Source organism: Shewanella sp. SR44-3 (genome assembly GCF_014163735.1).
In the GTDB taxonomy this organism is placed as follows: domain Bacteria; phylum Pseudomonadota; class Gammaproteobacteria; order Enterobacterales; family Shewanellaceae; genus Shewanella.
Genome location: NZ_JACJDV010000012.1, coordinates 18,369 through 32,447 on the forward strand (window position 1 = coordinate 18,369; position 14,079 = coordinate 32,447).

General features: G+C 43.4%; 9 protein-coding genes. 4 read left to right on the forward strand and 5 right to left on the reverse strand.

What is annotated here, in order from left to right; all coding sequences use genetic code 11:
• Positions 1-48 precede the first annotated feature (48 nt).
• The 3 genes from H5073_RS08565 to H5073_RS08575 form a co-directional block, all read right to left on the reverse strand.
• Positions 49-999: a MoxR family ATPase gene (locus H5073_RS08565; RefSeq protein WP_182679007.1), complete on the reverse strand. Its 951-nt coding sequence runs from the start codon at positions 997-999 to the stop codon at positions 49-51.
• Positions 1,000-1,165: 166 nt separating this feature from the next.
• Positions 1,166-3,088: a transglycosylase SLT domain-containing protein gene (locus tag H5073_RS08570; RefSeq protein ID WP_182678896.1), complete on the reverse strand. Its 1,923-nt coding sequence runs from the start codon at positions 3,086-3,088 to the stop codon at positions 1,166-1,168.
• 217 nt (positions 3,089-3,305) lie between these two features.
• Complete coding sequence (locus H5073_RS08575) at positions 3,306-4,871, reverse strand: DNA recombination protein RmuC (protein ID WP_182678898.1); 1,566 nt, start codon at positions 4,869-4,871, stop codon at positions 3,306-3,308.
• Between the two features lie 278 nt (positions 4,872-5,149).
• On the opposite strand from H5073_RS08575, the gene msrP reads away from it, so the two are divergent.
• Positions 5,150-6,193, forward strand: coding sequence for a protein-methionine-sulfoxide reductase catalytic subunit MsrP (gene msrP / locus H5073_RS08580; protein WP_182678900.1), 1,044 nt, complete (start codon positions 5,150-5,152; stop codon positions 6,191-6,193).
• Positions 6,193-6,795, forward strand: a complete 603-nt coding sequence (msrQ, locus tag H5073_RS08585) for a protein-methionine-sulfoxide reductase heme-binding subunit MsrQ (protein WP_182678902.1) — start codon at positions 6,193-6,195, stop codon at positions 6,793-6,795. Before msrP ends, msrQ begins: the two co-directional genes overlap by 1 nt.
• Positions 6,796-6,807: 12 nt before the next feature.
• Here msrQ and H5073_RS08590 read toward each other — a convergent pair whose 3' ends face one another.
• Together H5073_RS08590 and H5073_RS08595 are read right to left on the reverse strand one after the other, a co-directional pair.
• Positions 6,808-8,085 carry a PleD family two-component system response regulator gene (locus H5073_RS08590; protein WP_182678904.1) on the reverse strand — a complete coding sequence of 426 codons (1,278 nt, stop codon included), beginning with the start codon at positions 8,083-8,085 and terminating at the stop codon, positions 6,808-6,810.
• Positions 8,072-11,170 (reverse strand): hybrid sensor histidine kinase/response regulator, encoded by a 3,099-nt coding sequence (locus H5073_RS08595; protein ID WP_182678906.1) that lies wholly within the window; start codon positions 11,168-11,170, stop codon positions 8,072-8,074. The genes H5073_RS08590 and H5073_RS08595 overlap by 14 nt, the downstream gene beginning before the upstream one ends.
• 266 nt (positions 11,171-11,436) lie before the next feature.
• Between H5073_RS08595 and H5073_RS08600 the strand changes: the two genes are divergently transcribed.
• Both H5073_RS08600 and H5073_RS08605 read left to right on the forward strand, forming a co-directional pair.
• The gene (locus H5073_RS08600) at positions 11,437-12,810 is read left to right on the forward strand and encodes a sphingomyelin phosphodiesterase (RefSeq protein ID WP_182678907.1); all 1,374 of its coding nucleotides are present in this window, start codon (positions 11,437-11,439) and stop codon (positions 12,808-12,810) included.
• A 176-nt stretch (positions 12,811-12,986) separates the two neighbouring features.
• The gene (locus H5073_RS08605; protein WP_182678909.1) at positions 12,987-13,985 is read left to right on the forward strand and encodes a hypothetical protein; all 999 of its coding nucleotides are present in this window, start codon (positions 12,987-12,989) and stop codon (positions 13,983-13,985) included.
• Positions 13,986-14,079 lie beyond the last annotated feature (94 nt).

Below are 14,079 nucleotides of genomic sequence, written 5' to 3' on the forward strand. Positions count from 1 at the left end.
ACATGCCAGTTAACTCATTGCCTTAACTTACAGGCTTAACGTACAGGGTTAGGTTATGGGGTTGACGCTGGCGAGTATAATGTCGGCTAAGGTTTGGCCGATGGCCAAGTGACTGGTGCGAATTCTATGCTCGGCGACGGCGCTAAACACAGCTTGAATGTCTTCTGGCAATAAATAGTTGCGTTCATCGATATAAGCCCAAGCTTTAGCGGCTTGCAGTAAGGCAAGGCTGGCTCTAGGTGATAACCCAGTGGTATCGGCGTGCTGTCGAGAATAATCAACCAAGGCAATCAAGTAGTTGAGTAGCGCATCTGAGGCGCTCACTTTACTGACCTCTACTTGCAATGCCTGCAGCTCATCAGGGGTTATGCAGGAGGGCAAGTCTTGGGCTTTTAGGGCCTTACCTTTTAGCATGTTCAGCTGCGCCTCATGGCTTGGGTAGCCTAAAGAAATCCTCATCATAAATCTGTCTAATTGAGATTCAGGTAGAGGAAAAGTACCTGATTGCTCGGTGGGGTTTTGGCTTGCTACCACAAAAAATGGTGCGGGCAGAGGATAGGTGACACCATCTAAGGTGATTTGTTGCTCGGCCATGGCTTCAAGCAAGGCGCTTTGGGTCTTGGGGCTGGCGCGGTTGATTTCATCGGCCAACAACATTTGGTTAAATACCGGCCCTTTATGAAACACAAATTGGTGCTGCGCTTTATCGAAAATGGATACCCCTAGGATGTCCGCTGGCAGCATGTCACTGGTAAATTGAATGCGCTGATAGCTCATGCCTAAGGTACTTGCTAGGGCTTGAGATAAGCTGGTTTTACCCATGCCCGGCAAATCTTCAATAAGTAAATGGCCGCGGCCCAAGATACAGGCAAACGCCAACTTGATTTGCTCTGGCTTGCCGAGTAACACTTGTTCAAGCTGAGTTAAAATCCGTGACACCTGGCCTGTTAATGGGGATTTGTGGTTATCGCTCTGCTGGGATTGAATCGTCGGTTGCATCACGGCAAACCCCCTGTAGTGATTTAATTTATGCCTTGAGATAAGCGTTTTGAAATAAACACCTTGATATAAAAAAGGGCATTTTCATGCCCTTAAATAATGATGACTCCCTTACCGCAGTGGTTGCCTTGTCTTGTATTCGCTCACTTAGCTTTAATAAGTAAGCTTAATAAGCAAAGTTACGCTCATAGGGAGTAAACATACCCGCATCAGGTGAATGGGACTGCTGATAAATCATTCGATAACTTAACACCGCCTGCACATATTCACGGGTTTCGGTATAAGGTATGGTCTCGATAAAACTCATCACATCCAATTGACCTTTAGAATCAGCTAACCAACGTTTTACCCTGTGAGGTCCAGCGTTATAAGCTGCGGTAGCCAGTACTCGATTGCCGTTAAATTGTTTTAAAATTTGGCTGTAATAGGCGCTACCTAACATGATGTTATTGTCGGCGCGGTATAAATCGTTAGGCTTATTATAGAGTAAACGGTATTTTCGGGCGGTTTCTTTCGCTGTCGCTGGCATCAGTTGCATCATACCGCGAGCACCCACACCTGAGGTCGCAAAGCGATGAAACGCACTTTCACGGCGAGAAATGGCACGAATTTCATCGATATTCACCCCAAAATGCTTACTGGCTTTCTCGAATGATTTTTGCGCCGCTAACGGGAAGCGTAAGTTAAGAGCATTCCACTGCTCACCTTGAATGCTGGCCTCAACACTGAAGTTATACCAGCCATTTTCTAATGCCAATAAACCGTATTCAGCTTTGGTTTGATTGTCATGGCGTCTCAGTAAGTAAATCCACTCAGTGCGAGCATCATGAGGGCGTTTAATGGCCAATAGCTCAGTGACCCTTGCAAGGCCTGAGTCTTGATTTAATTTGGTTTTTAGCTCATCTGAAAATACCAAACCCGCATCGTTCATGCTTAAAGGGGCATTCAATGATTGGGCGGCGTAGAAGCCATAGAAGTTACGTTCTTGGCTTAAGGTGCTGGCCTGTGATTGTGCAAGGTTTGGGTTGGTTTTTCCTGTAATACGGATTTGCCAATATTGCCAACGAGGATCGGCTTTACCCTTAGGGCTGAGTTGAGCTAAATACTTTTCCACTGTGGCATCATCTTTTTCACCTATGGCCCAGCGCATGCGCATGCCAAAGAGTTCATCAGATTTAAGCTTTGGCAACATGGTATCAATATGGTTGCGCTGTTTTTCGACTTTAAAAATCAAGGCGCGGCGCACTAAAAAGTGATTTAGACTGGCATCTTGCTCTGCGCCAAAACGATGGGCCTTGTGGTATTTTTTATATAATTTAATCGCTTGATTAATATTGGACAAGGCAAGTTTTCTTAACCCAGCATCGACAATGTCACCGTAGATAGTGGCATTATTACTGAATCTTTGGGTGTGCCTTAAGCTGTTGGGATCTTTATACACTGAGACTAATAACTTAGCCTCGGCTTTATGGCGGGTAATTTTTTGCGCCAAATAGTTCACTAAACCATACTGGCCGGCATTGAAACTGAGCAATAACCGAGACCAGATCATCCCTTGGCTGCGATGGCCTGCTTTACTCCAAAGTGCAAATAAAGGGTCGCACTCAGCAGGGCGGGATTTGCCATAAAGCCATAGCGCTTGAGTCGCTTCAAAGGCGGCGGTTTTATTTCCCTGATGGTAATTGGCCAGCTGATAAAAGCATTGCAAGCGCACATCATTAGGTCGCTCAGGCGCAACGGCAAGAAAGTCACCCCAGCGCTTAGCTTTACCTGCGGTAAGTAAATAGCGATAACGGGCGGAGTTATATAAAGGCGTGCCCGCGAAGGCTTCTATGTCTTTGGCGGCCTGTTTACCGGGTAACTTGATAATATCGGCCATGGTTGCGTTGTAGTCTAGATAGACTGCCAGTGGATAACCATTGAGTTTAGATCTTAAGGTGCGATATTTAGCATACTGTTTGTTGTCGAGGGCGCGGCTGGCGTCCAAATAGGTTTGCTGGTCCTGAGTATAGGCACTCAAGCTTTGAGAGAAAAACATCAGCGCCAGGCTGGCTGCCGTTAAACAAGATGTCATTAGTGTTTTGTGCATTTAATCGAGAATCTCCGCCTCAGTATGCTATTGTTATATATGACGTTATCAAAGCGTAACGACTGTTTTGTTAACGCTGTTATCTGTTTTAAATCTCTGTACTTAGTTTCTATATTTGTCGCTGTATTTAATTACTCTACTACAGTGCTTTTTCTTTTTAGTGCGTATGCTATTTATAGCACAGCTATCAATGAGGTTAGCGTGTTTAAGTGCAGTGCTAGCTAGTCACTGCACTTAATCTTGTTTGGGCAGCATGAGGTTCATTGTGCTCTTCATCTTGGTTCTCATTTTGACTTTCATCCAAATGACCATTGAGGGCTAAATTGATTTTTTGTTTATCCAGCTGTTTACTGGTGTCGACCCCCAGTTTCTGCATTAAATGCGCTTGCCTAACTAAGTTCCCTTTGCCAGAGGACAGTTTACCCATGGCGCTTTGATAGCTTTTTTCAGCCCCCTCTAATGCACGGCCCACTTTGTCCATGTCTTCGATGAAACCGCAAAATTTATCGTACATTTTTGCGGCTTGTCTGGCGATGGTTTGGGCATTTTGATTTTGATATTCATAACGCCAAATGTTGTTGATGGTGCGTAGCGCCACCAACAAATTGGTGGGACTGACCAACATAATATTTTGCTCTAACGCATAGTTAATGATGCTGGGATCATGCTCGATAGCGAGCAGGAAAGCAGGCTCGATGGGAATAAACATCAATACATAATCAAGGCTCTTAAGGCCATGGAGTTTATGATAATCCTTTTGGCTCAAGCCTTTGATATGCTGCCTGATGGAAATAACGTGCTCTTTCAGTGCTTGCTGTTTTTGCTCGTCATCACTGCTATTAAAGTAACGCTCGTAAGCGATGAGTGACATTTTGGCATCAATAACCACGTCTTTTTGCTCAGGCAAATGCACTATCACATCGGGTTTGAAGCGTTTGCCGTTATCATCTTTTAACTCTTGTTGAGTCTGGTACTCGTGACCTTCGCGCAGACCACTTTCTTGCAGCACCCGCTCTAGAATGACTTCACCCCAGTTGCCCTGTTGCTTGTTGTCGCCTTTAAGGGCGTTAGTCAGGTTGATGGCATCTTGACTCATTTTCATGTTGAGTTCATGAAGATGATTTAATTGGTGTTTTAATGCGCTGCGTTCAGATTGCTCATGGGTGTAAGATTCATTGATCTGCTGTCTAAACCCTTCTAATTGCTGTTTTAGAGGTCCCAATACCCCATCAATTTGACTGACGTTTTGTTGCTTAAAGTTTTCGCTACGCTCTTCAAATATCCGATTAGCCAAGTTTTCAAACTGTGTGGTTAACCTCGTTTCGGCAGTTTCAAGTAAGCGGATTTTGTCCTGCAAAGCTTCTTGTTCGGTGCGGCTTTTGATTAAAATGGTTTGCTGCATGGCATTGGATTTAGATAATGCCAGTTGGGACTCCATTAGCTTTCGCTGGGTGTCGCTGAGTTGCAGTTCAAGGCTAGTGGCACGTTCGGCCTGAGACTCGACTTTTGACACTTGAGCGATAAGCAGCTCAATTTTTGACTGGGCATGTTTTATCATGTCGTCTTTATCGTCGATAAGATCTTGCTGATGGGCGGTTACAGCTGCTGCGGCATCACTGACTTGCTTATTGGTGAGTTCTTGAGCGATTTTAACTTGTTCCCAGCGCTGGCGTGTCAGCCGTTGGTTTAATAAGGCGCCAATAAGTAACGCAAGCAATGCAACGGCGCAAAGAATAATCAGCTGAGGTAAAGATAAGGCTGTCAGTTGAGTGGGAAAAGGCATGAAAGGTAACTCAAGGAAAATAATAGCCTAGAGTCGCATGTGCCGCGGGTTGCTGCAAGTCTGAGGTGCTGGATTTAAGCTGCAATTGCTTAATGAATGAGCAAAATACTGTGAATTGATCTAGTTTTATCATCACGATGGTGTTTTTTAGCTTTAATTGCAATATTTTTAGCTTTCCCCATGTCTATTCAATTATCAACAATGCGCGATACTTATTTTTTACTGCGATGTGATTAGCAAAATCATTGACAAAATAACAGAAGTAACAAGAGGTTTTTATGAGTCAGAAATCATCATTTATTCAAGGCATAAAAAAAACTGCCTCTTGGGCATTACCGGACAATCAAGTGACTCCAGAAGCTGTGTTTAATGACAGGCGTAATATTGTGAAAGCTTTGGGCTTTGGTGGATTAGGTGCGCTGGGGGCGAGTCTGTCGCCATCGGCTCAAGCGGGGTTGTTTGATGTATTTACAGACAAACCTAAGGGTGAATTTGTGCGTTCTGCACTTAAATTTTCTCGGCCTCAAGGGTTTATGCTTGATGAAGGATTAACCCCTGAAGATAAAGTGACCCGCCATAATAATTTTTATGAGTTTGGCACCAGTAAACAAGATCCCTTTGAGAATGCACAGCAGCTGAATGTCGACCCTTGGAGCTTGACAATAGATGGGCTTGTTGATAATCCCATCACTTTAAACCTTGAAGATTTAACGCGGTTATTTCCATTAGAAGAACGCACTTATCGGTTACGCTGTGTTGAAGCTTGGTCCATGGTGATACCTTGGGTTGGCTTTAGTTTAGCGGACTTACTGGCCAAGGTTGGGGTTAAGTCCAGTGCCACTCATGTGGCGTTTGAAACCTTGCATGATCCTGAGCAAATGCCTGGGCAAAAGAGCCGCTTAGTGGGAGGCGGAATACATTACCCTTATGTGGAGGGGCTGACTTTAGCTGAAGCCATGAATCCACTACCTTTTATGGCTGTGGGACTTTATGGCAAGACATTACCACCACAAAATGGTGCGCCTATTCGCTTAGTCGTGCCTTGGAAGTATGGCTTTAAGAGCATTAAATCTATTGTTCGCATTCGATTATTAGACAGAGAACCACCAACCAGTTGGAATCAACTGGCGAATAATGAGTACGGTTTTTATGCCAATGTGAACCCAGATGTGGCTCACCCACGTTGGTCACAAGCCAGTGAGCGCAGGATAGGTGAAGGCGGGCTATTCTCAGCGAAACGTATCCCCACTCAAATGTTTAATGGTTATGGCGATGAGGTCGCATATTTGTATCGAGGCATAGATCTAAAGAGGTTTTATTAATGCGCTTAACCTCTGGCAATCTGGTGTGGCTTAAAGTGGCGCTGCATTTACTTTGCTTATTACCCCTAATGTATTTAGTGCTGTTGGTGTTGACTGATAACGCTGGGGGCGATCCTGTGCAGTACATTATTCATTACACGGGTATGGGCGCTATTAATGCGCTGATTGTGACCCTGTTGGTATCACCTTTGGCTAAGCGGTTTAAACAAGGCTTGTTATTGCAGACTCGGCGTTTATTGGGGCTTTATGTACTGGCTTACGCCATGCTGCACCTGAGCGCATTTATCAGTTTAGATTTACTGTTTGCTTGGGAATTGTTGTTTGAAGAAATCCTTAAACGGCCATATATCTTGGTGGGAGCCAGCTGTTTAGTGTTACTGCTGGTGCTCGGGTTGACCTCATTCCAGCGGGTGAAACGTAACATGGGCAAACGCTGGCAGTTACTGCACAATTGGGTGTATCTTGCTGCTGTTTTAGCGCCAATTCACTTTTATTGGTCGGTGAAGTCTGAAATTATTGAACCTGGAATTTACCTGTTAATCTTTGCTTCTTTGCTGCTGTTACGCCGTAAAGCGCTGACTAAACATCTGCGCTTGAGCTAGATTGGGGTTAATTTAGGCTTTTTCTAATAAAGGTAAATGATACTTTTCAAATAGTTTTACCACAGAGGTTTGGTGCAAGGGTTTGATGATATAGCCTTTTGCACCGGCTTCTATGGCTTGGCGTACGGTATTCTTATTTTTATTACCAGTGAGCATTATGATGGGGGTTTTTTTGTTCAGGTTTGCCGTTGTTCTTATTTGGTCGAGAATATACAGCCCATTGGTATCGGGTAAATTAATGTCCATTAACACTAAGTCGTATTCACGGCTGCTTAAGCAGGCAAAGGCGCGCCGTCCTGTTTCTGCACTATCAAATTCCAGTTTGTAATTACCCAGTAATACTTGGGTTAAGTGCAGGCTAATTTCATCATCTTCAATGATGAGTACTTTAGGGATCTTCTCTTTTACTACAGGTTTTGTGGCAATTGGGGCCTCAGCGTGAGTCCTATCAAGTGCAGGTGCCACTTTAGTGACTGACTTTTCTGCAGCGGCAGAAGCGGCCCGTTTAATCTCGATATCAGGTAATTCAGTTTCATCGGAAAACAGCATGTTTTCGGCACTAAAGCTACTTTGGGCATCACTGACAACTTGTTCTAATAGTTGTATCGCCTTATTTTGAATTTTAAGCAGTTCGGGGCGTATTTCATCGGATTTAATTGCCGACAAGGTTTTTTTAAGCATCTCCATGTCAAGCTTAACGGTTTGATGTTTTTGAATTCTGTCGGCTGCTGCATCTAAGGCTTTGTCAATTTGACTTAAGCTATTCTCAAAATCTTTTTTCATCGACTCCTTGCGTTCAATACCCTTGGCGATGATTTCCTTGGCAGCATCGTTATAGTTTTTCTTGTATTGTAGAAAGTCGGTTTTGTGTGTTGTGCCCTCAGTTAAGCCCACTTTTTTTAGCAAATGCTGACAGATAACCACAGGGCGATGTAATTCGTATAGGGGCCGTGCAACAAGGTAGTCATCGATAATGCCACTGCAATAGGCTTCATAGGCATCTTTTTCATCGTGTCTTGAAATCACTCCTACCACGCAATGCTCGCAAATTTTACCGCCTTGGACTTCATCTAGGGCTTGATAGTAAGTGGCTAAAGATTCTTGCAGGGTTTCGCAAGAGACGAAGATGACCTTAGGGGCCAGATCTCTTAATGCTTCACTGACACTATTAATCTTGTCTACGACCAAGACTTTGGCAAAATTGCGGGAGATTATATTGATTAGTAGAGCGTCATTCTCCTTAGATTGGCTGAACATGATAATGTTTGATACTAGACTACTTTTTGCCATATTGACCCTTCCTTGCGACTAGGTATGCCAATAGACGTTCAATTTCCCGCTCAACATGTTGCCATAATTGATGAGCCTCGACTAAATCCACCTGATTGTTGCCAGTGTTATTTTCGAGTTTTTGGCAGGCATCACTCAAGGCTTGTGCGCCAATATAGAGGGCGCTACTTTTGATGGTGTGAACTGATGAGTGAACGCTGTTAAAATCATGATCCATAAACGCCTGCTGCAAGGCTTGATGACGCTGCTCTAGGTTGCCCAAAAATTGGGTTAAGAAATCATCGATTTCTTCATCACTGATATCGCCGACGAACTTATAGATAACCTTGATATCCATGGGTGCTGGCTGTTCTTGAGTTGTTGATTGGCTATTCAAAGGGTGAATAGCAGGGCTTTTATTGACTCTCGATTCCTGGCTATCAATAAGGTATTCATTAACTTGCTCTTCATCGTCATTGAAGGTGTCGATGAAGATGTCATCTCTGTCGGTAAAATCATGCTCCAAACCATCTAGGTTATTTAATGGATCATCCTGTTCTTGATGTTCTTCTAAGAATAAATTTAAATCGCAAAGGTATTTTTGCAAGACTGGTAAAGACAATGGTTTGATAAATATTTGATTCACTTGCGCTTTACTGCACGCTTGCTGACACTCAGAGGATTTGTCAGCCGTTAGCACTATCACTTGTGTAGGAATTCTAAACTCTGTTTCTTCGATATAGCGTATGGTTTGCGTCAGTTCAGCGCCAGTTAAATGGGGCATCTGATAGTCAGAGATGATTAAATTATAATTGTGTTGCTGGAATTGAATGATAGCTTTTTCGGGATCATCACAAAAGGTTGCCTGTACGCCAATGGACGCCAGTTGATGTTCCAAGACAAAAATATTATCAGCATTATCCTCTACAACTAATGCATTAATCCTATTCAAATTGTTTTGATCACCTTGGCGCTTTGTATCAAGTTTGTTGTTGCCGTTGCTAGTGTCTTTCACTAATTCTAATAACTGCTCCAACCTTAAGGGCATCAAGGATATTTGTTTAATATTGGTTTGGTTCGCACTAAAGTCGCCATCTTGAATGAGCAGGGCTTTACGTTGGGGCATACTGAGCAAATGTTGAAATAAGTTTTTGTCTTTAAGCTGACTATTACAAAATTTAAGATCCGCTTGATGAGGGTCAAATAATATCACCGCATCGGGTTCATTAAGCTCGAGCAAACTGTAAGAGGACACATAATGCAGATTAAATCCGATGGCATCTGCATAGCGCTGTAAGGTGTAGGACAATTTGGGATGATTAGTGAAGATGTTAAGATCAGCACGGCTTAATCCTTTAAGGGGGTTTTTCTGACTGACTTGAGTTTTCTGTGAATTAGTGAATGGAATTTTAACTATAAAATAGAAGGTTGCGCCGTGGTTGACTTCACTTTCAACTTTTAATTCAGAATGCATTAAATGACATATTTTTTGACAAATATTGAGGCCAAGGCCGGTACCACCAAACTTCCTAAAGGTTTCGTCATCGGCCTGCATAAAGCCTTGGAAGATTTTGTGCTGTTGCTCTGCCGTCAAACCAATACCGTTATCGCACACGGAAAATTTAAGGGTTTGCGATGTTGCTGTGCTACTGAGCGCTTCAAGTTTTAACAGCACCGATGGGGTTTCTGAAGTATTAAATTTAATCGCGTTACTGATAAGGTTATGCAAAATTTGCGTTATCCGCACATCATCATAATGCAGCAACTTTTCCAGTTTAGGGTCGACATAGAGCTCAAGCCAGACGCCTCTTTGTTGAGCTTGCACCGCAAAAGTTGATAGCACGTCTTCACACAACAACCTTAAGTCCACATCTACGGTGGAAAGGTTGACTTTCTCGGCTTCAAATTTAGTGTAATCCAGCACATCATTGAGTAAATTCAATAAATGGTTAGCACTGCGGCTTGCCACCTGAAGGTGTTTGTTGTCTTGATAGCGTTCATCCCTGAGGGTGAGTTCGAGTAGGCCGATAATTGCGTTAAGTGGGGTACGGATTTCATGACCCATGGCTGCCATGAATTGACTCTTAGCAGCGCTAACTTCAACAGATTTAAGCCAAGTCTTTTCTAATTTATCATGTAATTGAGTGATATTGGTTTCATCGAGTAATAAGCAAATTCGTTCATTATCATCGGTAAATCTGTCGCGATATTCTAAGGTGAATCCCGACTGGCTGGTGAAGCTGAAGTTGATCAAAGTGTTGGCTTTAAGCTTTCTTTTATACCAACGTTTAATGGCGATAATTTTTCTTTCATCGGACTTAAATTCAACGGCCAGTATTTGGCTGACTAATTCAAAGGCCTTAATACCTATCAGCAGCTGATGATCAAGATAGGGAAAAATTTTGTAAAACTGTTGGTTACATAACTCAATTCTATTATGTGCATTAACTATTACCATGCCTTCGGATAATTGATTCACGGCATTGAGCAAATAGCTGTATTTGTGCATCACGCCAGTATTTTTGTTATTAGAACCAGTCATAGGGTGCCATACAATCAGCCAAAATTGTTGTTGATTAAGCCGCACAGATTCAATGCATAAAAAGATCGCTTGTTCTTCATGGGTTAAGCTCAGCTCAACCCTTTGATTGATGGTGAGTTGCTTTAATGACTGTTGTACTTTACTGATGTTATTGGCGGAAAACAGTTGCTCGAATTGATTTTGAATATTAAGTGATGCGGTAAGCTGTGGGTGGTTTGAACTGACAAGCATGAGTTCATTATCAATTAAGGCATAGTAATTAAAATCATGCTGCACTGTGGTTTTAGCTGGTGTTGCAGCTTTGGGTCTGGAGATACAATTGCAACAGACTAAATGCGTGCCATCATCAAGAGCGATTAAAGACAGGCTGACACGGGAGGTTTGGGTGTAATAAGAGCTGGTTTTATGCCCTAAGGATAAGAAAGGGACTAAGTGCTCAATAATTTGTTGTTTATGAGCCATAAGATCGCCATCAGACTCAAATAGCACATTTTGTGCTAGACAAAGTCCTTGCCGCGACAGCAGCAAGCTTGGGCTATTGATATGGGCGATTTCATTAACCAATCTGGGTCATTCCTATTAGGCATATTACTAATAAAAATAGCAGCCTTTTTAAATATTTCCGTAGTAATTAACAAAAGTTATTAAACAAAAGTTATTAAACAACATTAGTCGTCGCTTAACCAGTTATTCATACCCCTGTCGTTAAAGTGTCATTTCCTACTGTTTAACTTGTGTGGCATTGAGCCCTGCTAGCGCGGCAAAGGCCAACAATACCAAAAATAACCACATAGGATGACAAGATGAATACAGTAAGGAACAAGTCTGCAATGGCTACGGAGACAATGAAGGCACTGGCATTGGCAAGTTTATTGTTGGCCCCCAGTATCGCCATGGCTGATACGGATGTGTATTTCACCAATAACTCCCCTAAGCAGTTGAGCATTAGCATCGACCACAGTGGCAGCGATCATTTAGTCAAAGGTGATGAATGGTTGCAACATGCCAATCATATTGGCCCCTGGGAAACCAAGATGCTACTGAGTGTTAATCGTTGGGAAGGGGTTAAATCTGGTCAAAATTATCGTTTTACGACTCACCTAACAGACAGCGAAGGGGAGGTGGTGCAGTTGCATCAGGATATTCAAGGGCATTGGTATAACTCTACGCTAAAGCATGGTTTAAGTTATGAAGGTCAAGCATTGCAATGGCACCAGGACAGAAATATTCATCGTTATCAGCAAGTGGGTATGGCGAATAATGGGATCCGCTCATCAATGAATAACGCTGAGGTTGCGGTAAAATCGAGCAGCACTCCCAGGTATGATGATCTCTATTATGCGTTCACTCCTGATCAGGACTTAGCTGGGGCACCCGCGGCGAATAGTCTAAAAGTCATGACTTACAACATTTGGGCCTTACCTGTGATTGCTTCTTACATCAATGAGCGACTGGCATTGTTGCCAGAGAAAATGCGTGGCCATGATGTTGTTATGCTTCAAGAAGTGTTTGCTCCTGGTCGCGGTGCATTCTTGCGGGCATTGGCAGAGGAATATCCTTATCAAACCAGAATGTTAGATAAGTCTGGTATTAATATTTATGATGGCGGCGTGATGATAGTGAGCCGCTATCCCATAGTGGCGCAGGCTCAGTTTGTGTATCCCGATTGCAGTGGTACAGATTGTTTTGCTGATAAAGGCATTAATTATGCGCAAGTTATCAAACAAGGCGAGGCCTATCATGTTTTTGCGACTCACGCAGCTTCCTTTGATACCGATGTGGCTAGAAGCAACCGCCAGAAACAGTTCAAACAAATGCGCCAATTTGCGCATTCATTAGCGATACCCACAGATGAAACCGTTATCTACGGTGGTGATTTCAACGTTAATAAACGCAAATTTGAGGGCGATTATCAGCAAATGTTTGCCAATTTGAAAGCCAAGCAGCCGAGTTATTTAGGTTACACAGAATCTACGTTCGACCCTCGCATTAATGAGTTTGCTGGCACGGCTTTATCGGGTGGTGAGAACATTGAATATCTGGATTATGTCGTTATCAGTGATGAGTATGCTAAGACTGAAGGCAATGACAATGATGTTAAAGTGCCCCGCAGTTCTGCCACCAGTTTATGGCAGAAATGGAACTTATCGGATCACTTTCCCGTTGTTAGCACTGTCACGCCACTGACCGCATCAGGGCGTTAATCGGCAAGCTTATAGGGCAGAAGTTGCGAATGATGGCGGAGTCAGCTCAATTAAGGCATTCATTAAAGGTGCGGTGAGCATTGCCGCACCGTTTAGCCTAAATGTCGTCATGAGAAGGGCTGTCATTCAAAGTGTCGTCATCAGATATTCAAGTGTGAATTGTGGTCGGAGGGGAAATGAAACACAGGCTGACACTAGGCTTATTGGTCGTGGGTTTTATCTTAATGGCCGTGATGGGGCTTGTAGACGTTAAGCCGCCTAACATTGCGCCGAGTAAAGCCGTTGAGCGCATTGCGCTTAATACTACTAGCGCACAAGAGGGTGACCTTGTAATTGTGCCTGTAAAGGCGATACAAAACACCGTCATCACAGCGCCAAAACAAGCGGCCCATGACTGGTTAGATGAGCCATTCATCACCAGGATAGCTCAAGATAAAGGCCAAAGGTTGCAGCAAGTATTGAGCGACTTTTGGCGATTATGCCAGCAAGAAGCTGAGTGTGATGAGCGCTTGCAAGTACTCAGTCAGCATCTGATTGATGAGCGTTTTGACTTATTGCGCAGTTATCCAATTAAATTGGCACAATTGCAGGAATTACTGGGGAATGAGTTAATGCCGCATCAAGTCTCTCTAGAGGATAAGGTTGTTCGAATTCAAGCTCTTCAAGCTCAAGTTTGGGGGACGGCTGCTGCCTTGCTGTATTTTGATGAATATCAGCAATATCAATTTAAGTTGAATGCAGAGGCACTTATGGATATTCAAGATCCGCAGACCTTAGTGCAAGCGCTGACTGCTCTTGTAAAAGATGGGCCAATCGGCAATGAGAGTGGCCGTGACAAACATAGTCAGGATACGCTGGGGGTGACGCAATATGAAACCGCCCTAGGGTTAATTCCGCAAGATCTCAATGAAGCCGATTATCAACAGGTGAGCGCGGCTTTGGCTGAGCAGTTTTTGAATGCTTCGCAGCAAAATGAGATCAAGCAGCGTCAACAGCAAGTGGAGAGCCAAGAATACCAAGTACAAGATTACCAGCAAGGGTTAGCGGCCTTGTATGCAAGGCTTGAAACACAAAGGGCGTCAGAGCTTGCACATTTATCTAACGAGGCGTGGCAAGACTACAGTAGACAGCAAAAGGCTCAATTCAGGACGAACTTTTTTGCGAGTACTCCTTAGGGAGTGTGTAGTAAATGGAAATATAACCAAAAAAGGCGCTCGAGATGAGCGCCTTAGGATTACCTAGATTTTGATATTTTTTATAAAAAGATTT